General features: G+C 72.9%; 12 protein-coding genes. 8 read left to right on the top strand and 4 right to left on the bottom strand.

The window, feature by feature from the left end; genetic code table 11:
• Positions 1-43: 43 nt before the first annotated feature.
• The gene (locus ACFP1K_RS25320) at positions 44-982 is read right to left on the bottom strand and encodes a diacylglycerol/lipid kinase family protein (RefSeq protein ID WP_380757621.1); all 939 of its coding nucleotides are present in this window, start codon (positions 980-982) and stop codon (positions 44-46) included.
• A gap of 119 nt (positions 983-1,101) precedes the next feature.
• Complete coding sequence (locus ACFP1K_RS25315; RefSeq protein WP_380757619.1) at positions 1,102-3,876, bottom strand: immune inhibitor A domain-containing protein; 2,775 nt, start codon at positions 3,874-3,876, stop codon at positions 1,102-1,104.
• 166 nt (positions 3,877-4,042) lie between these two features.
• Between ACFP1K_RS25315 and ACFP1K_RS25310 the strand changes: the two genes are divergently transcribed.
• From ACFP1K_RS25310 to ACFP1K_RS25285, 6 genes are all read left to right on the top strand, one after another.
• Positions 4,043-5,401, top strand: a complete 1,359-nt coding sequence (locus ACFP1K_RS25310) for an FAD-binding oxidoreductase (RefSeq protein ID WP_380757617.1) — start codon at positions 4,043-4,045, stop codon at positions 5,399-5,401.
• A 69-nt stretch (positions 5,402-5,470) separates the two neighbouring features.
• Positions 5,471-7,009, top strand: coding sequence for a serine/threonine-protein kinase (locus tag ACFP1K_RS25305; RefSeq protein WP_380757616.1), 1,539 nt, complete (start codon positions 5,471-5,473; stop codon positions 7,007-7,009).
• Positions 7,010-7,100: 91 nt separating this feature from the next.
• Positions 7,101-8,627 carry an acyl-CoA carboxylase subunit beta gene (locus tag ACFP1K_RS25300; RefSeq protein WP_380757625.1) on the top strand — a complete coding sequence of 509 codons (1,527 nt, stop codon included), beginning with the start codon at positions 7,101-7,103 and terminating at the stop codon, positions 8,625-8,627.
• 5 nt (positions 8,628-8,632) lie between these two features.
• On the top strand, positions 8,633-10,597 hold the full coding sequence (locus ACFP1K_RS25295; protein ID WP_380757614.1) for an acetyl/propionyl/methylcrotonyl-CoA carboxylase subunit alpha: 1,965 nt from the start codon (positions 8,633-8,635) through the stop codon (positions 10,595-10,597).
• On the top strand, positions 10,597-11,364 hold the full coding sequence (locus ACFP1K_RS25290) for an enoyl-CoA hydratase-related protein (protein ID WP_380757612.1): 768 nt from the start codon (positions 10,597-10,599) through the stop codon (positions 11,362-11,364). Before ACFP1K_RS25295 ends, ACFP1K_RS25290 begins: the two co-directional genes overlap by 1 nt.
• On the top strand, positions 11,361-13,148 hold the full coding sequence (locus ACFP1K_RS25285; protein WP_380757610.1) for an acyclic terpene utilization AtuA family protein: 1,788 nt from the start codon (positions 11,361-11,363) through the stop codon (positions 13,146-13,148). The genes ACFP1K_RS25290 and ACFP1K_RS25285 overlap by 4 nt, the downstream gene beginning before the upstream one ends.
• On the opposite strand, the gene ACFP1K_RS25280 is transcribed toward ACFP1K_RS25285, so the two are convergent.
• The gene (locus ACFP1K_RS25280) at positions 13,133-13,771 is read right to left on the bottom strand and encodes a response regulator (protein ID WP_380757608.1); all 639 of its coding nucleotides are present in this window, start codon (positions 13,769-13,771) and stop codon (positions 13,133-13,135) included. The two genes, ACFP1K_RS25285 and ACFP1K_RS25280, sit on opposite strands and share 16 nt — an antisense overlap.
• Positions 13,762-15,024 (bottom strand): sensor histidine kinase, encoded by a 1,263-nt coding sequence (locus tag ACFP1K_RS25275; protein WP_380757606.1) that lies wholly within the window; start codon positions 15,022-15,024, stop codon positions 13,762-13,764. Before ACFP1K_RS25275 ends, ACFP1K_RS25280 begins: the two co-directional genes overlap by 10 nt.
• A 108-nt stretch (positions 15,025-15,132) precedes the next feature.
• Between ACFP1K_RS25275 and ACFP1K_RS25270 the strand changes: the two genes are divergently transcribed.
• Together ACFP1K_RS25270 and ACFP1K_RS25265 are read left to right on the top strand one after the other, a co-directional pair.
• The gene (locus ACFP1K_RS25270; RefSeq protein ID WP_449329159.1) at positions 15,133-15,882 is read left to right on the top strand and encodes an ABC transporter ATP-binding protein; all 750 of its coding nucleotides are present in this window, start codon (positions 15,133-15,135) and stop codon (positions 15,880-15,882) included.
• A complete protein-coding gene (locus ACFP1K_RS25265; RefSeq protein WP_380757602.1) occupies positions 15,879-18,305 on the top strand; it encodes an ABC transporter permease in 2,427 nt (808 codons plus the stop codon). The genes ACFP1K_RS25270 and ACFP1K_RS25265 overlap by 4 nt, the downstream gene beginning before the upstream one ends.
• Positions 18,306-18,319: the final 14 nt, after the last annotated feature.

The raw sequence follows: 18,319 nt of genomic DNA, 5'->3' as shown, positions 1-18,319 counted from the left end.
GGGGCGCGGTCAGAGGGGGTGGGGGGTCAGAGGGGGTGGGGGGTCAGGTGTCCAGGAAGTCTGGGGGGACCATTACTCGTAGGCCGTTGGGTTCGGTGCGGATGGTCAGGGGGGTGCGTAGGCGGACTTCGCCGTCTACGTCGGCGGGTAGGGGTGGGTCGGTTTCGATCAGCATTTCGGCGCCGGTGACGAAGGGGCCGCCTGCCAGGCTGCGCCAGCGGCCGGTGGTGGCGCGGACCAGGGTTTCGGCCAGCAGGCGGAGTCTGCGGCCGGAGCCGAGCTGGTAGGCGACCAGGCGGCGGTTGTCGATGCTGATGTCCTTGGCGATCTGCCAGCCGCCGTGGTAGCGGCCGTTGGCGATGTTGAGCTGGTGGGTGAGCAGCTCGTGGCGACGGCCGTCCACCGTGATGAACGCCCGGAACGCCTGGTGGCGGGGCAGCACGGTCAGCGCGGTCAGGGGGTAGGCGGCGCGGCCCAGGATGCGCTTGAGCCACGGCTTGACGGTGCCCGCGACCTCCACCGACACCCCGAAGCTGGCAAGGTTGGCGAAAGCGCGGTCCCCGGCCACGCCGAGGTCGATGTCGGCGACCTTGCCCACGCTGAACACCTTGATCGCCTTGCCGAGGTCCAGCGGCAGCCCGAGGCTGCGGGCGAAGTTGTTGGTGGTGCCGAGCGGGAGCACGCCGAGCGCCACGTCGCGGTGCGCCACGTGCTTGACGGCCTCGCTGAGGCTGCCGTCGCCGCCGCCCACCACCAGCAGGTCGGGTTCCAGGCTCAGCGCCTCGCCGAAGATCTCGGGCAGCCGGGTGGGGTCGGTCACCGCGAACGTGCGCAGCGGCCGGAAGCCCTCGTCCCGCAGGATCCGCAGGGCCTCGAAGTACAGATGGCGTCCCCGGCGCGACCGGGTGTTCACGACCAGGACCAACCGGCGCAGGTCGCGGATCGCCTTGGTGTGGTCCGCCTTGCTCCGCAACTCGCTCACCGATCATCCGTCCCCGATAGATGTTGTCCGGGACATGTTATTCAGCCGGGAAAGCGAGCGGGACGGGTACGGCCGCGCCGTACCCGTCCCGCGGAGCCTTCAGGTCACCGACCTGGAGGTCACTTGGACGAGGTCACCTGGAGGATGACACCGATGTTCCCCGGAAGCGGGGTGACCAGCTTGATCTTCACGCCGAGCTGCTTGCCCTCGTCGCCGGGGTTCCCGGAGCCGAGGGTGAAGCCGTTCACGGACTCGCCGTACAGGTCGGTCGCCGGGCTGCCGTCGGGGTTGACGATCCGCAGCGAGTACTGCTGGTTGTCCTTGGACGGCACGACCGTCGAACCGTCGCGGAACCGGAAGAACAGGCCGGTGTCGCGGATCTCCAGGCCGGGGTACCAGCCCTTCGCGTCCGTGAACTCCTTGACCGGGTTCTGCGGGGTGAACGTGGTGCAGGCCTGGACGAACGGCGCCGACTCGAGGCATTCCTTGAAGGAGTACGTCTTGCCGAAACCGAACGCCGCGTTGGACGACTGCGGACGGGACGGGATGTTCTTCAGCGTGCTCGGGTCCGCCGCGGCCGCGGCGCCGGTGCGGCGCAGCGGGTCGAAGTGGGAGTCCACGAGCAGGAGCTGACCCTTGGCGCCCGCCGAGGGCAGCGACCAGATGTTGGCCGCCGGGTTGTTGTAGCCGAGCGAGGTGTCGCGCAGCCACACCAGCAGGCCGGGGGCGTTGTAGGGGGTCTTCTCGACCTTCCAGGCGCCGTCCCGCAGCCAGGTGGTGTCGTAGGCGTACTTCAGGCCGTTGTCGAAACCGTCCAGGTTGCGCCACTCGGCCAGGTAGTACTGCGCGCTCTGCAGGAAGCCGCTGTGCCGCACCCAGCCGGCACCGGTGGTGTCGGTGAAGGTGCCGGTGGTGGCGGTCCAGCCGTTGGCGCCGGCCTCGACGTCGTCGCTCCAGACGGTGGTGGCGCCGTTGGTCACCGAGAAGTCGTCGGTGAACCAGCCGCGCTCGTTGGCGGCGGCGTCGGTGGCGTACCGGGTCCGCAGCTGGATGTTCTGGCCCGCGAACGGCGCGAGGTCGACGTAGTAGTTCTGCCAGCCACCCGAGTCACCGGTCAGACCGTACTTCTTGTTGCCGTAGTCGGTCATGCGGTTGTTCGGGTCGGCGTAGTCGTCGCCGGTGGAGACCAGCGAGCCGTCCGCGCCGTAGATCTTCTGCTCGCCCCAGGTGGCGCCGCCGTCGGTGGAGACCTCGACGAAGCCGTAGTCCCAGTCAGGCTCGATGGTGTAGTCGGTCCAGAAGCGGAACTTCACGTCCGTGCCGGCCGGCACCGCGATGGAGCGGGTGAGCCGGACGTCGGCCCAGTCCTGGTCGTTGCTGGAGTACCACACGTTGGACCCGCTGTGCGGGACGGTCAGCGTGACGTCCTTGGGCGGCAGGTTGACCCGTACGCCGTCCTCGGTGAGCTTGGGCGTCCGCGAGGTCTGTCCGACGGTCACCAGCTTTGTGCCGGTGCCGGGCTCGATGACCTTGGGATTGGCCCAGCCGAGGACCCACTTGTCCCACAGACCCATGTGGGTCGGCATGGACTGGAAGATCGGCCCGGAGTGCGAGCCGGTCGACATCAGGTCCCAGAACTCCACGTCGCTGTCACCGGCGCCGGTGGCGTCGTACAGGTCGGGGAGGCCGAGGTCGTGGCCGTACTCGTGGGCGAACACGCCGACGCCGGAGTCCTCCGGCTGCACGATGTAGTTCGAGATCTTGACGCTGGTGCCGGGGATGGTGTAGCCGCCGGGGATGGCGCTGGAGTGCGCCCAGATGGCGTAGGTGCCCTCGGCGCCGCCGCCGCCCGACTTGTCCTCACCGGCGTGCACGAGAACCAGGTGGTCGATCACGCCGTCCGGCTCGGCGAAGTTGCCGTCGCCGTCCGCGTCCGCGGTGTCCTCCTGGTCGTAGTCGGCCCAGGGGAAGCTCGGGTTCTGCGCGGCCAGGATGTTCACCGCGTCGATGCCCAGCTGAGCGGTGCCGCGGGGGTTGTCCGGGTGGCCGGAGGTGTCCTGGATCGCCGCGCCGCACTTGCCGGCGCCGTACCAGGCCTCGGAGTGCGGGGCCTTGATCCAGCCCAGGGCCTCACCGGTGACGGTGTAGGCGCCCTTGGACATCTCCTCGTACATGTTCTTCATGGTGTAGCCGGAGATGTCGATGCCCTTTTTGCCATCGCGGGGGTCGGTGAGGTCCGTGCGGACCCGCTTGGTGATCCCCTTGCTGGAGTAGAGCATCGCGTTGTAGTGGGCGTTGTTGAAGTCCTGGACCCACATCGAGTTGTTGTCCTTGCCCCCGCCGGCAGCCGTCGCGGGGTTGGGGATCTTGTTGTGCAGCGGGCCGTTGAGCTTGGTGCCCGCCGGCTCGGTGACGCACTCGTCCGGGTTGTCGGTGCTGACCGGACGGCTGTAGCCCGAGAAGTCGTCGTTGGCGTTCTCGTTGAACTCCACGAGCAGGGTGAGAAGCTTGGCCTTCTGCGTGGTCTTGGCCTTCTTGTACAGCCACTCGAAGGGGTTCTTGCCGGTACGGACGGCCTGGCGCTCGTGCTTGGTGAGCACTCGCGCGGCGACCGGGTTACCGAGGCTGTGCTTCTTGTCGAATTCCTCGGCAGTAGGCGCACCACCTGCCCGCTTACCGGCCTTGGTGTCGACCTTCTCGGCGTCCTTGGACGTCGACTCGGCCTGCACCCGCGGAGGGGCATAGTTGATGTAGTAGTCGCTCGCCGTCGGCTGGTAACGGGCTACAGACCCATCAGCGGCCGAAGGTGCCGCGGCACCCGTGACCGTGAGGCCCGCCGCCGCCAGTCCTAGGACCGGCAGCACCGCGACGAAACGCCTGACTCTGCGTGACAACAGGGATCCTCCTCATACAACGCCCAGAATCGGCAAAGCGGACGTTAGAGGAAAAAGTAAAGGGAAAGTAAAGTAAACTTGGGATGTTGCTAAATCGTCATCTGGTCGAGTCGGACCTCAGATCCCCGAGTGGGCGAATCCGCGCGCGGAACATACAGTCACAGGCGTGAACCATCTCGCCGACCTGGTCGACGCCCTTCCACCGGGCCGCGTCCTCACCGACCCCGACGTGACCGGTTCCTACGCCCGTGACCAGACGTTTCTCCCGCCCGGCAAGCCGCTGTGCGCCGTCACCGCCGAGTCCCGCGAGGACGTGATCGCCACCCTGCGCTGGGCCGCCGAGCACCGCGTTCCGGTGGTGCCCCGGGGGGCCGGAACGGGGCTCGCGGGCGGCGCCACCGCCGTGGACGGCTGCGTGACGCTCTCCCTGACGAGGATGACGGCGATCCGCGAGCTGTCACCCGCCGACGAGATCGCCGTGGTGGAACCCGGCGTGATCACCGCCGACCTGGACCGCGCCGCCCGCGCGCACGGGCTCATGTACGCGCCGGACCCGTCCTCCTACGAGATCTCCACCATCGGCGGCAACCTCGCCACCAACGCGGGCGGGCTGCGCTGCGTGAAGTACGGCGTGACCCGCGACTCCGTGCTCGGCCTGGAGGTCGTGCTGGCCGACGGCCGCGTGCTGGCCACCGGGCGGCGCACCATGAAGGGCGTGACCGGGTACGACCTCACCGGCCTGTTCGTCGGGTCCGAGGGCACACTCGGTGTGATCACCGAGGCCACCCTGCGGCTGCGCCGGGCGCCGGAGACGCCGCCCGCGACGTTCGCCGCCGAGTTCCCGTCCCTGCGCTCGGCCGGGGACGCGGTGGCGGCCATCATCGCCGCCGGGTGCCGTCCCTCGCTGCTGGAGCTGATGGACCGCAACACGCTGAAGGCCATCGACGACTGGAAGAACATCGGCCTGGAGCCCGGGGTGCGGGCCATGCTGATCGGGCAGTCCGACGACGGCCGCCCCGGCGCGGCCGAGCGGATGGCCGAGCTGTGCGAGGAGAACGGCGCGGGCTTCGTGGCGACCTCCTCCAGCCCCGAGGAGACCGAGGAGCTGATCGGGATCCGGCGGCTGGCGTACTCGGCCAAGGAACGGCTCGGCGCGTGCCTGGTGGAGGACGTGTGCGTGCCCCGTTCGGCGCTGCCGCGGATGATCTCCGAGATCGAGGCCGCCGCCGAGCGGCACGGAGTGCTGATCTGCACGGTCGCGCATGCCGGGGACGGCAACCTGCACCCGGTGTTCGTCTTCGACCGGGATCTGCCCGAGCCGCCGCCGCACGTGTGGGCGGCGGCCGACGAGGTGTTCCGCGCCGCGCTCGCCCTCGGGGGCACGCTGACCGGCGAGCACGGGGTGGGCGTGCTGAAGCGCCGCTGGCTGGAACTGGAGCGGGCGCCGGTGGCCGGGGAGATGGAGCGCGGGATCAAGGGTGTCTTCGATCCCCTGGGCATCATGAACCCCGGCAAGGCCATCTGACCCGGGCGCACCGCTGATAGCGTGCGCAAGGCTGACAAGTCACGATTGATCGGATAACGGGGGCAGAGAGTGACGCAGGGGCTCACCGGCGACGATCCGCCCCGCCTGGGCGCGTTCGAGATCGTCGGGCGCCTAGGGGAGGGCGGCCAGGGCGTCGTCTACCTGGGCCGCACGCCCGCCAACGAGCCCGTCGCCGTCAAGCTGCTGCACGCCCGCCTGGCGGCCGACACCGACGCCAGGGCCCGGTTCCTGCGCGAGGTGTCGGTGGCCCAGCGGGTCGCCCGGTTCTGCACCGCCCCCGTGCTGCACGCCGACGTCGCCGGGGACCGGCCGTACATCGTCAGCGAGTACGTCCCCGGGCCGTCGCTGCGGCTGCTGGTCGAGCGGGACGGGCCGCGCCGGGGCGCCGCGCTGGACCGGGTGGCGGTCAGCACGGCCACCGCGCTCGCCGCCATCCACCGGGCCGGCGTCCTGCACCGCGACTTCAAGCCCGCCAACGTGCTGATGGGGCCGGAGGGTCCCGTCGTCATCGACTTCGGCGTGGCCCGCGCCCTGGACACCCCGGGCGCCACCCTCACCGCCGACGCCCTCGGCACCCCCGCGTACCTGGCCCCCGAGCAGCTCGGCGGGGCGCCGCTGACCCCGGCGGTGGACGTGTTCGCCTGGGGCGTCACCATGGTCTACGCGGCCGGCGGGCGGCCCGCGTTCGGCGCCGACTCCATCCCCGCGGTGATCAACCGCATCCTGCACCAGCCACCCGACCTCGGCGCCCTCGACGGGCCGCTGCGCGACCTGGTGGCCGCCTGCCTCGCCAAGGACCCCACGCACCGCCCCACGGCCGAACAGGTGGTCTCCCACCTGATGGGCCGCACGTTCACCCCGCCCCCGCCGCCGAGGGAGCCCCGGCGGCTGCGGCCCATCCTGCTGCCCGTCGCGGCGGCCGTCGTCGCGGCGGGACTGACCGCGGGCGTCACCCTGGCCCTGCGGACCGGCGGCACCACCCCCACGCCGAACCCGCCCGTGGTGGCGGGCGTCGAGGGCGGCGAGCCGACGACGGACCCACCGGCCACCACACCGGCCCGGCGGCTCCGCACACCGGCCCCCGCCGTCACCCGCCCCGCCTCCCGCCCGCCCCGCCCCACGCAGAGCCGCACCCGGACGCCTTCACGCACCCCACGGGCCACCCCGAGCAGGACGCCGGGCGCCACCAAGACACCGACCCCCACCCCGAAGCCGTCCGGCACCCCCAAGCCGACCCCCACGCCCAAGCCCTCCCCGTCCCCCAACCCGTACACCGCGGCGGTGGTCTGCGGATCCGGCTTCAGCAGGGTCGACGCGCACCCCCTCGGGACACAGGCCACCGTCGTGCTGATGTTCAACGGCGCCACCGGGAAGAACTGCGTGGTGACCCTCTCCAAGAACGTGGTCCCCCAGAAGATCAAGATGTCGGCGGTGCTACGCGTGCAGGGCGGCACCTCCGCCTCCGACTCCGGCTTGTTCGCCGCCTACGCCGGGCCAGTGCGGCTCGCCGCGAAGAAGGCCTGCGTGATCTGGGGCGGGAGCTACGGGGGCACCTCCTGGCAGAGCGGCTGGTCGCACTGCGGGTAGCCTGCCTCGGGAGAACGATCTCCAGGAGACACGCGTGATCCACAGCAGGCTCGATGCCGCCGACCCCGGCGTGCCGGCCAGGCGGGCGGCCATGCTCGCCAAACTCGCCGACCTCGGCGCCGAACAGGCCAAGGCCGTGGCGGGGGGCGGGGCCAAGTACGTCGAACGGCACCGGGCGCGGGGCAAGTTGCTCGCCAGGGAGCGTGTCGAGTTGCTGGTCGACCCGGACTCGCCGTTCCTGGAGCTGTCGCCGCTGGCCGCCTGGGGGACCGACTTCCCGGTGGGGGGCAGCGTGGTCACCGGGATCGGCGTGGTGGAGGGCGTCGAGTGCGTGATCGTCGCCAGCGACCCGACCGTGCGGGGCGGCTCGTCCAACCCCTGGACGCTGCGCAAGTCGCTGCGGGCCTCGGACATCGCGCTGGAGAACCACCTGCCGCTGATCAACCTGGTGGAGTCCGGCGGGGCCGACCTGCCCACCCAGAAGGAGATCTTCATCCCCGGCGGGCAGGTGTTCCGCGACCTGACCCGGCTGTCGGCGGCGGGCATCCCGACGATCGCCCTGGTGTTCGGCAACTCCACCGCCGGGGGCGCGTACGTGCCGGGGCTCAGCGACCACGTGGTGATGGTGAAGGACCGGGCCAAGGTGTTCCTCGGCGGGCCACCGCTGGTCAAGATGGCCACCGGGGAGGAGTCGGACGACGAGTCGCTCGGCGGGGCCGAGATGCACGCCCGGGTGTCCGGGCTGGCCGACCACCTGGCCGCCGACGAGCACGACGCGCTGCGGATCGGGCGCCGTATCGTCCGGCGCCTCAACCGGCGCAGGGTCCCGGCGCTCTCGGGGCCCCCGCCCGTCTACGACGAGGACGAGCTGCTCGGCATCGTGCCCGAGGATCTCAAGATCCCGTTCGACCCGCGCGAGGTGATCGCCCGGATCGTGGACGGCAGCGAGTTCGACGAGTTCAAGCCGCTGTACGGGGCCGGGCTGGTCACCGGCTGGGCCGAGCTGCACGGCCGTCCCGTCGGGGTGCTGGCCAACGCCAGGGGCGTGCTGTTCAGCGAGGAGTCGCAGAAGGCGGCGCAGTTCATCCAGCTCGCCAACGCGTCACGGACCCCGCTGGTGTTCCTGCAGAACACCACCGGCTACATGGTGGGCAAGCAGTACGAGCAGGGCGGCATCATCAAGCACGGCGCCATGATGATCAACGCGGTGGCCAACTCGACCGTGCCGCACCTCACCGTCGTCATGGGCGCCTCCTACGGCGCGGGGAACTACGGCATGTGCGGGCGGGCCTACTCCCCCCGGTTCCTGTTCTCCTGGCCGAGCGCCAAGTCGGCCGTGATGGGACCCGCGCAGCTCGCCGGGGTGCTGTCCATCGTCGGGCGGGCCGCCGCGCAGGCGCGCGGGCAGGCGTACGACGAGGAGGCCGACGCGGCGATGCGGCAGATGGTGGAGGCGCAGATCGAGGCCGAGTCGCTGGCGTTCTTCCTGTCCGGGCGGCTGTACGACGACGGGGTGATCGACCCCAGGGACACCCGCACCGTGCTCGGCCTGTGCCTGTCCGCCATCGGCAACGCCCCCGCCCCCGCCCCCGCCGGTTTCGGCGTCTTCCGGATGTGAACGTGATGATCAAGCGACTGCTGGTGGCCAACCGGGGCGAGATCGCCCGCCGGATCTTCCGCACCTGCCGCGAGCTCGGCGTCGAGACCGTGGCCGTCTTCTCCGACGCCGACGCCGCGGCGCCGCACGCCGCCGAGGCCGGCCACGCGGTGCGGCTGCCCGGGGCGCGGCCCGCCGACACCTATCTCTCCGTCCCCGCGCTGCTGTCGGCCGCGCGGGCGGCGGGGGCGGACGCCGTGCACCCGGGGTACGGGTTCCTGTCGGAGAACGCGGAGTTCGCGCGGGCCGTGCTGGACGCCGGGCTGACCTGGGTGGGGCCGCCGCCGGAGGCCATCGCCGCGATGGGCTCCAAGATCGAGGCCAAGGCGCTGATGGAGCGGGCCGGGGTGCCGGTGCTCACGTCCCTTCCGCTCACGGACGGCGCGGACGGCATCGCGTTCCCCGTGCTGGTGAAGGCGTCGGCGGGGGGCGGCGGGCGCGGGATGCGGATCGTGCGCGACCCGGCCGGGCTGGCGGAGGCGCTGGAGGCGGCGCGGCGGGAGGCGCGTTCGGCGTTCGGCGACGGGGCCGTGTTCGCCGAGCCCCTGCTGGAGGACGCCCGGCACATCGAGGTGCAGGTGCTGGCGGACGCGCACGGCACCGTGTGGACGCTCGGCGAGCGGGACTGCTCGGTCCAGCGGCGGCACCAGAAGGTGCTGGAGGAGACCCCGGCGCCCGGCCTGTCCCCCGGCACCCGGGCCCTGCTGCTGGAGGCCGCGGCCAGGGCCGCCGCCGCGATCGGGTACGTCGGGGCGGGGACCGTCGAGTTCCTGGTCAAGGCCGGGCCGTCCGGTGACACGGTGGCGTTCCTGGAGATGAACACCCGGCTCCAGGTCGAGCACCCGGTGACCGAGTGCGTCTACGGGCTGGACCTGGTGCGGCTGCAACTGGAGATCGCCGAGGGCGCCCGGCTGCCCGGCGAGCCGCCCGAGCCCGCCGGGCACGCCATCGAGGTGCGCCTGTACGCCGAGGACCCCGCCGACGGGTGGCGCCCGCACAGCGGCACCCTGCACCGGTTCGAGGTGCCCGGGGTGGACGCCGAGTTCGCCGTCCCCGGCGGCGGGCCGGGGGTGTACCGGCTGCGGCTGGACTCGGGGGTGGAGAGCGGGTCGGAGATCGGGGTGCACTACGACCCGATGCTGGCCAAGGTGATCGTCTGCGGCCCGGACCGCGCCGGGGTGGCGCGGCGGCTCGCGGCGGCGCTGGCCGGCGCCCGGGTGCACGGCCCCACCACCAACCGGGACCTGCTGGTGGCCCTGCTGCGGCACGAGGCGTTCCTGTCCGGCGCGGTCGACACCGGCTTCCTGACCCGGCACGACCTTCTCTCCCCGCCCGCCGGGCCGGTGGGACCGGCCGCGCTGGCCGGGGCGCTGGCCATGGCCGCCGCCGGGCGGGAGGCGGCGCCGGTGCTCGGGGGGCTGCCGAGCGGGTGGCGCAACGTGGTGTCGCAGCCGCAGCGGACGGCGTTCGACGGGCCGGGCGGGCGGATCGAGATCGCCTACCGGCTCACCAGGGACGGGCTGACGGCCGAGGGGTTCGAGGACGTGCGGCTGGTGTCGGCCACCTCGTCGGAGGTGGTGCTGGACGTGGCCGGGGTGGTGCGGCGCTTCGCCACCGCTCGCTACGGCGACACGCTGTTCGTCGACTCGCCGCTCGGGTCGGTGCGGCTCACGCCGCTGCCCCGGCTGCCGGAGCCGGAGGTGAGCGCCGCCCCCGGGTCTTTGCTCGCCCCCATGCCGGGTACGGTGCTGCGCGTCGAGGTCGCCCCCGGTGCGGCCGTCACCGCCGGGCAGACGATCCTCACCCTGGAGGCGATGAAGATGGAGCATCAGATCCGGGCCCCCGCGGCGGGCGTCGTCGCCACCCTGGACGCGGCCCCCGGCCGCCAGGTCGACGCGGGCGCCGTGCTCGCCGTCATCGAGGAGGCGTGATGCTCGTCCGTCTGGAGACTGGCGGCGGGGTGGCGACGATCACCCTGGACTCCCCCGCCAACCGCAACGCCCTGTCCACCCGCCTGCTCGGCGAACTGGACGACGCCCTGGCACGGGCCCTCGCCGACGACGCCGTCCGCGTGCTCGTCCTCACCGCCACCGGCCCGGTGTTCTGCTCCGGCGCCGACCTCAAGGAGCAGGCCCCCTCCGGGGCCCCCGTGACCGGCGCGTTCCCCCGGATCCTGAGCACCGTCTGGGACAGCCCCAAGCCCGTGATCTGCCGCCTCAACGGCACCGCGCGGGCGGGCGGCCTGGGCCTCGTGGCGGCGTGCGACTTCGCCGTCGCCCCGGACTCCGCGACGTTCGCGTTCAGCGAGGTCCGGCTGGGCGTGGTCCCCGCGATGATCGCCGTGACCGTCCTGCGCCGCCTGGACCCGCGCGCGGCCTCCGAGTACTTCCTCACCGGCGAGGTCTTCGACGCCCCCCGCGCCGTGGAGATCGGCCTCCTCACCCGCGCCGTCCCCGCCGGGGACCTGGACACGACGGTCGGCCACTACACCGGGATGCTCCTCAGGGGCGGCCCCGAGTCCCTGGCCATCACCAAACAACTCGTGCGCACCGTCCCGGCCCTCCCGGTGGACGAGGGACTGCGCCGGATGTCCGAGCTGTCCGCCGAGCGCTTCACCTCCCCCGAGGGCCAGGAAGGCATCCGGGCCTTCATGGAGAAACGCCCCGCCTCCTGGATCCCCGCGGAGGAGCCGTCATGACCGGCGGCCCCCTGCGCATCGCCAACTGCAGCGGTTTCTACGGAGACCGCCTGTCGGCGGCGAAGGAGATGGTCGAGGGCGGGCCCATCGACGTCCTCACCGGCGACTGGCTGGCCGAGCTGACCATGCTGATCCTGGCGGGCAACCGCCTCAAGGGCCGCCCCGGCTACGCCCGGACCTTCCTCACCCAGATGGAACAGGTCCTGGGCACCTGCCTGGACCGAGGCATAAAAATCGTCTCCAACGCGGGCGGCCTGGACCCCACCGGATGCGCCGAGGCCATCACCGGCCTGGCCACCCGCCTGGGCCTGCACCCCAAGGTGGCCCACGTGACCGGTGACGACCTCCTGGCCACCGGCACCGACCTGGGCCCCATGATCAACCTGGACACCGGCGAGGCCCTGACCGCCACCCCTCTCACCGCCAACGCCTACCTGGGCGGCCGCCCCATCGCCACCGCCCTGGAGGCCGGCGCCGACGTGGTGGTCACCGGCAGGGTCACCGACGCCGCCCTCGTCACCGGCCCCGGCATGTGGCGGTACGGCTGGACCCCCGCCGACCTGGACGCCCTGGCCGGCTCGGTGGTCGCCGGCCACATCATCGAATGCGGCTGCCAGGCCACCGGGGGCAACTACGCCTTCTTCGAGGAGATCCCCGACCTCCCCCACTGCGGCTTCCCCATCGCCGAACTCCACCCCGACGGCTCCAGCGTCATCACCAAGCACCCCGGCACCGGCGGCCAGGTCTCCGTCGGCACCGTCACCGCCCAGCTCCTCTACGAGATCGCCTCCCCTCACTACCTGGGCCCCGACGTCACCGCCCGCTTCGACACGATCCGCCTGGAGCAGGTGGCCGAGGACCGCGTCCGGGTCTCAGGCGTACGCGGCGAGCCGCCCCCCGGCACCCTGAAGGTCGCCCTGAACTACCTAGGCGGCTACCGCAACACCATGACCCTCGTCCTGACCGGCCTGAACATCGAAGCCAAGGCCCGTCTCGCCGAGGAGGCCATCTTCACCCGTATTCCCCGGGAAAGCTTCGACCAGGTCCATGTCGACCTGACCCCCACCACCCCCTCCGGCATGGCCCTCCTCCGCATAACCGTCATGTCAGCAGACCAGCACACCGCCGGCCGCACCTTCTCTTCCGCCGTAGTGGAAACCGGCCTCGCAAGCTACCCCGGCTTCTACGCCCTGACCCCACCCGGCGACGCCACCCCCTACGGCATCTACTGGCCCACCACCATCCCCTCCCACGCCATAGACCCCCAAGCCTGGCTGTCCACCCACCCCATCCAAAGCCCCTCCCCCCACCAGGCCGAGCCCACCGCACCCGCCCTCGCCCCCTCCACCCACCAGGCCGAGTTCTCCGGCGCCGAGACGGTGGGACGTGGTACGGCGAATCCGGCGCCGCCGTACGGCGAGGAACCGGCCGGTACGGACATCCGCCTGGCCCCGCTCGGCACCGTCGCCGGCGCCCGCTCCGGGGACAAAGGCGGCAACGCCAACCTAGGCGTCTGGGTCCGCACCCCCGAGGAATACGCCTGGCTGACCACCTACCTCACCACCGGCCGCCTGAAGGAACTCCTCCCCGACACGGCGCCGTTGATCGTGGACCGCCACGAGCTCCCCAACCTCCTGGCCCTCAACTTCGTCATCCACGGCCTCCTGGGCCGTGGCGTGGCCGCCAGCCCCCGCCTCGACCCCCAAGCCAAAGGATTGGCCGAGGAACTCCGCGGCCGCCTCGTGCCCCTCCCGCCACCCGTGGCGCGTCAGGCCTGGAGGTAGGCGAGGACGGCGAGGACGCGGCGGTGGTCGTCGGTGGCCGGTGGAAGGTCCAGCTTGGCGAGGATGTTGTTGACGTGTTTGGCGATGGCCGCGTCGGAGACGGTGAGCCGGCGGGCGATCGCGGAGTTGGAGCGGCCTTCCGCCATGAGGGCGAGGACCTGACGCTCGCGGGCGGTGAGGCGTTCCAGCGGGAGCCGCATCCGGCGGCGGTCGAGCAGCTTGCGGACGACGTCGGGGTCGATGACGGTGCCACCCGCGGCGACCTGGTCGAGCGCGGCGAGGAACTCGGTGACGTCGCCGACGCGGTCCTTCAGGAGGTATCCGACGGCGGTGCCGGACTCGACGAGCTCGGTGGCGTACGTGTGCTCGACGTACTGGGACAGGACCAGCACCGGCAGCCCCGGGTGGCCGCGCCGCAGGTCCAGGGCGGCGCGCAGCCCCTCGTCGCGGAAGCCGGGAGGCATGCGGATGTCGGTGACGACGGCGTCGGGCGGGTCCTCGGTGACGGCCGCGACCAGGCCGGCGGCGTCGGCCACGGCGGTGATCCGGTGGCCGAACCGGGTCAGGATGTGCGTGAGCCCCTCGCGCAGCAGCGCCGAGTCCTCGGCGAGCACTATCCGCATGGCAGCTCCACACGCAGGACGGTGGGCCCGCCGGCGGGGCTGGTGAGGGCGATCCGGCCTCCGAGGACGGAGACGCGGTCGGCGAGGCCGACCAGCCCGGTGCCGCCGCCGGGGTCGGCGCCGCCGCGGCCGTCGTCGTGGATCTCCAGGACGAGCAGGTGACCGCGCCGGCGTGCCGTGACGCGGGCGTGGCGCGCGTCGCTGTGCCTGGCGACGTTGGTGAGGGCCTCGCTGACGATGAACCAGGCGGCGGCCTCGACGGGTTCGGCGGGCCGGTGAGGCAGGTCGAGGTCGACGTCGACGGGAACGGGGCAGCGTTCGGCGAGTTCGGCGACGGCGGGTTCCAGGCCGCGGTCGGTCAGCACCTGGGGGTGGATGCCGTGGACGAGGTCGCGCAGCTCGGCCAGGGCCGTCCTGGCCTGCTGGTACGCCGCGTCGACCAGGCCACGACCCGCGGGTGGGGCGTCGGCCAGTTCCAGGCGGGCCATCCCGAGCGTCATGATCAGGCCGGTGAGCCGTTGCTGGGCGCCGTCGTGCAGGTCCCGTTCGATGCGGCGGCGCTGAGCGTCCATGGCGTCCATGATGCGGGCCCGGGAGCGGGTGAGCTCGACCATCGCCGGGTCCTCGCCGTCGGGACGGCCCAGCAGGACGCGGGTCAGCACGGACCTGCCGGCCGCGTACGCGGTGATCAGGTAGGCCACGACGGGCAGGATCAGCACGCCGATCGCGGTGGCGAGGAAGGCGTCGGGCAGCCGGGCGGCCACTATTCCGAAGATCGCCTCGGGTTGGTACGCCGGCACGAGGTGGACCAGGGCGGGGAAGGCGACCAGGAACAGCACGCAGCCGGCGAGCAGCCCGACGGCGGCGTCCAACCAGGCCAGCCCGAGCGAGAAGAGCATCGCGTACCCGAGCTCCCGCCAGGTGGCGGTCTCGTGGATCCGGGCGCCGACCCAGCCCAGGGGCCCCGGCCTGGCGGGCCGCACGTGCGGCGAAGGGACGGGGTGCGGGCTCACCAGCCGCAGCCGCCACCGTTCCAGCGCGCCGAGCGGGATGCCGGTGAACAGCACGGCCAGGCCCAGCGCCGGGACGAGGATCAGCCCGAGCGCGCTCATCACCCATACCGTCGCCCCGATCCAGCCGGTCAGCAGGTACGCGACGGATCGCCATGGCCACGACGAGGCGAGCAGGCGTACCGGATGCCCGGCCAGCGCCCGCCAGCCCGTGTCCGTCGCACTGTCCCGGCTGGTGTCCATGACCATTCAGACGGTACGGGCAACCGGGCCGATCCGCGGTAACGCCTGCACTACCACCGATGGTGAAGCGGGTGCCAGTGACGGTGAGGAGCCACGCCCGCGACGCTGATGGTCGTGACGAACGATGAGGAGCCCGCGGTCCGGCTGCGGGCGGTGCGCAAGGTGTACGGCACGGGTCAGGCGGCGGTGAACGCACTCGACGGGGTGAGCGTGGATTTCCCCAAGGGGAGCTTCACCGCGGTGATGGGGCCGTCGGGATCGGGAAAATCGACCCTGTTGCAGTGCGCGGCGGGACTGGAGCGGCCGACAGATGGCGATGTGCTGCTCGGCGGGGTCCGGCTCGGCGACCTGAGCGAGACGGCGCTGACCCTGCTCCGCCGTGACCACGTGGGCTTCGTGTTCCAGTCGTTCAACCTGCTGCCGTTCCTGGACGCCGAGCTCAACGTGGCGCTGCCGCTGCTGCTCGCGGGGCGGCGCCCGAGCCGGAAGGTCACGGCCGGGGTGCTGGCCGCGGTCGGGCTGGCCGACCGGGCCCGGCATCGCCCCGGCGAGATGTCGGGCGGGCAGCAGCAGCGGGTCGCCGTCGCCCGCGCACTGGTGACCGGGCCGCAGGTGCTCTTCGCCGACGAGCCGACCGGCAACCTCGACTCCGGCGCGGGCCGGGCCGTGCTCGGGCTGCTGCGGTCCATGGTGGACGAGAGGCGGCAGACCATCGTCATGGTCACCCACGATCCGCTCGCCGCGTCCTTCGCCGGCCGCGTGGTGTTCCTGCGTGACGGCCGCCTGGCCGGTGAGCTGGCCGCCCCCACGCCACGGGTGGTCGCGGAGCGGATGACCGGGCTGGAGACGGCGTCGTGATCGGCGTCATCCGCGGGTCTCTCGCGGGCCGGTGGTCCGGTCTCGCCGGCTCGATCCTCGCCGTAGCACTGGGGGTGGCGCTGTCGGCCGCCGCCGGGCTGGCGCTCGCCTCGGCGTACGGCGCACCGGACCGGCCGCCGCGGTGGTACGTGAGTCCTGACGTGGTCGTCGCGGGCCCCCGCGCGGTCGGCGGTACCGCGTTGCCGCCGGAGGAGCGCGGGCACGTGCCCGCGGACGCGGCCGCCCGGCTGGCCGGGGTGGACGGTGCGAGCCGGGTCATCGTGGATCGCGCGGGGCACGCGCGGCTCGGCCAGGCGAGCGAAGCGCACCCGTGGACCGCCGCGGCCGTCCACCCGTATTCGCTCGTCTCCGGCGAGCCGCCCGTGACCGGCGAACAGATCGTCGTGGCGGCGTCCGCGGGACACCGGCCAGGGGATCGGGTCACCGTGGACACGGTGGACGGTGCCCGGAGGTTCACCGTCAGCGGCGTGCTCAGGTCGGATGCCCCGCCCGTGCTGTACGTCACGGATGCGACGGCGCTGCGGCTGTCGCGGGGCCGTATCGCCGCGGTCGCCCTGTTCGCCTCGCCGGGAACCGATGCCGCCGCGCTCGCCACCGGCGTACGCGCGGCGCTCGCCGGCCGGCCGGCCCTGCGGGTCCTCACCGGCGACGCCCGCCGGGCCGCAGAGCCCGACCCCGACGAGGGCCTGATGCTGGCCGCGGGCACGTTGCTGGGCGAGATGGCGGGCATCTCCGCGTTCGTGTCCGCGTTCGTGGTGGCCGGTACCTTCGCCTTCACCGTCAACCAGCGGCGCAGGGAGTTCGCGCTCCTGCGGGTGGCCGGAGCCACGCCGCGGCAGGTCCGCAGGCTGGTGCTGGGCGAGGCGTGCTGCGTCGGCGTGCTGGGCGGGGTGGCCGGTTGCGTCCTCGGGGTCGTGATCGCGCCGCCGCTCGCCCACTGGCTCGCGGACGCCGGGCTCGCCCCGGACGGCTTCACCGCACGCGTCGTTTGGTGGCCCCTGGCCGCGGCGTTCGCGCTCGGCCTGGTCATGGCGGTGATCGGGGCGTGGGCGGCGGCCAGGCGCGCGGGCAGGGTGCGGCCCGTCGAGGCGCTGCGCGACAGCGCGGCCGAGTCGCGGGCCATGACACCGGCCCGCTGGGTGTGCGGACTGGCGTGCGTCGCGGGCGCCGTACCGCTCGCCCCGCTCCTGAGGGCCCCGGAGGGTGCCGCGTACCTGCTCGTGGTCGCCATGCTGCTGATCCTCGGGTGCGCCCTGCTGCTGCCGGCTCTCGCGCCGCCCCTGGTGCGCCTGCTCAGCGTGGGGGCCCGTGGGCCGGCCGGGTCGCTGGCCCGTGAGAGCGCCCTGGCCGCCGCGCGGCGGACCGCGTCGACCGCCACGCCGGTCCTGATGACGATCGGCCTCGCCGGGGCGAGCCTCGCCGGCACCGCCACTCTCTCCGCCACGCAGGCTCTCGGTATGCGCGATCACGTCACCGCCGCGGCGATCGTCGTCCCGTACGGCCCGGCGGCGCTGTCCGACGCCGTCACCGCGGAGGCCGGCCGCGCCCCCGGTGTCGCCTCGGCCGTCCCCGTGAAGCGGTCCTCGGCGTACGACGACCGCGACGGCATGATCAGGCAGCGCGCCGCGTGGTACGTCGACGGCCCGTCGTCGCCGGCGGTCCTCCGCCTGCCGGTCGTCGCCGGCACGCTCGACCGCCTGACAGGCGAGACCGTCGCCGTGTCCCGTGCCATGGCCGAGACGCACCGCTGGACCGTGGGCACCCAGGCGGACCTGTGGCTCGGCGACGGCGCCGCGGCGCGGCTGCGCGTCGTCGCCGTCGTGGAGGATCGGCTCGGCCTGCCCGACGTCGTCCTCCCCTGGACGCTGGCCTCCGGGTACTCCGCCCGGCCACGGCCCGATGCCGTCTACCTGGCCCTGGACGCGGGAGCCGACCGCACGGCCATCGGCGAGGCCCTGCGACCCCTCGGCGCCGGGCTGGTCTCGGCGGGCGACCACCTGTCCACCCTGGACGCCGAGTTCGACCGCCTGGCCCGGCTCGCTCTGCTCACCATCATCGGCATGGCCCTGGCCTACACCGGCGTCTCCGTCGCCAACACCCAGCTGATGGCCACCAGCGGCCGCTCGGGAGATCTCACCGCACTCCGCCTGGCCGGGGCCACCCGCCGCCAGCTCCGGCGCATCGTAGGCCGCGAGGCCGTCCTCGTCACCGCGACCGGCGCCCTGCTCGCCTTCGCCGTCGTCGCCGCCACCCTCGGACTCGTCACGGCCGCCCTGCTCCCGGCCGTCTCCCGGATGGTCATCGTGGTGCCCTGGACGACACTCGTCCCCATCACCATCGGCTGCGGCCTCATCGCGTCACTGGCGGGGCTCGTGCCTCTGGCCGGGCGCCGCCTCCGCTGACCGGCCGATCGATG

The organism is Sphaerisporangium aureirubrum (assembly GCF_042658925.1).
GTDB lineage: Bacteria > Actinomycetota > Actinomycetes > Streptosporangiales > Streptosporangiaceae > Sphaerisporangium > Sphaerisporangium aureirubrum.
This window is presented reverse-complemented; position numbering and strand designations above follow the sequence as displayed.